The sequence below is a fragment of the Okeania sp. SIO1H4 genome (assembly GCF_010672695.1).
GTDB classification, from domain to species: Bacteria; Cyanobacteriota; Cyanobacteriia; order Cyanobacteriales; family Microcoleaceae; genus Okeania; species Okeania hirsuta.
In genome coordinates, this window is the sequence record NZ_JAAHGB010000180.1 from 1 (window position 1) to 1,263 (window position 1,263).

General features: G+C 34.0%; 1 protein-coding gene and 1 pseudogene. Both read left to right on the forward strand.

Annotation, left to right across the window (positions count from 1 at the left end):
- Positions 1–571, forward strand: a pseudogene (locus tag F6K06_RS33535) (transposase); the annotation flags it as partial.
- A 157-nt stretch (positions 572–728) separates the two neighbouring features.
- Positions 729–965: a hypothetical protein gene (locus F6K06_RS33540; RefSeq protein ID WP_124147718.1), complete on the forward strand. Its 237-nt coding sequence runs from the start codon at positions 729–731 to the stop codon at positions 963–965.
- Positions 966–1,263: the final 298 nt, after the last annotated feature.

Here is a 1,263-nt window from a genome sequence, read left to right on the forward strand (position 1 = left end):
TGGGGTAGGCAGACAATATCTTGGAGAAATTGGTAAAACAGACAATGGGATAGTGATAGTTACAAGCCATTTATATGATGGAGTGAGAAGTCTGCCTTTAGATGTTGAATTATATCAAAGTTCATCATCTTTACCAGAGGGGAAAGATGATAAAGAATTTATCAAAAAACCTGATTTAGCAATCAAGTTAGTTCAAAAAACATTGTTCAGAAAACATCGGCCTGGTATAGTTTTAGTGGATGGAGGTTATGGAAATAATTCCTCATTTTTACAGGAATTAGAAAGGTGGGAACTTAACTATATAGGGGGTTCAGCTTAAAATCGTTTGGTGAATGTTATCAATCAAAAAACTGGCAAAAAACAATCATAAAAAAGGTTAGATGAAATAGCTCTATCTTTACCTCAAAAGGATTTTCAAGAAGTAACTTTAGAACAAAATATACCCCAAACAGTTTGGGTAGCTACCATAGAAGTAGAAACCAAAGGTTTAACTGGTCCGAGAACTATTGCTATCGTCATCAATAATAGTTCTATATCTGAAGCCACTGAAATTGATTATTTAATTACAAATAAACAATAGACTTGTCGCTTTATAACTTAAAATCCCCCCAAAAACCTTGTTATGTAAGGATTGTAGCTATTGGATAGCAAAAAATATTGGAATTATTGCTCTGTCTAGGTTAGAGTGATTTTTCCCCTTTATTTAGCGACAACTCTAATATAAAAGTGTGACTGGAGAATGGATAGTTACAACCTTTTCTGATAGAAACTATCTTGAAAAATTTTATAGGGAAGCTAAGGGATGGTTGGGTTTAAAAGAATATCAAGTCCGAGATCAAACAAGTCGAATGCGCCATTTTATTTTGGTTTTTGTTGCCTATACTTTCATTCTCTATCAACAATTAATGGGAGGCTTGAGAAAGCGTTATTCTCGCGCCACTTTGACAAATTTTACAGAGACATGAGAAGCATTTATAACTGGTGTTTCCTACAAATTTTTTTGCTGGTGACAACAGAATCAAGAAATTTTTGCTCAACATAAAGCTGAGTTAGGGGTGATCTGGGGATAAACTCAGGTATAACCTCTTCTAATTCTAGAATAGAGGTAAATATCTTTTACTTTTTTCCAAAAGTCCAGTTAGTCCTTGTATTAAATCATGCTGTTTCATTAGTTGTTGGCACCGAAAGACTAATAGTTCTTCAAGTTCATCTAAAGAAAGGGGAGAGCTATTGGCCACAACTTCATTAGTTAAAGGCCACAAA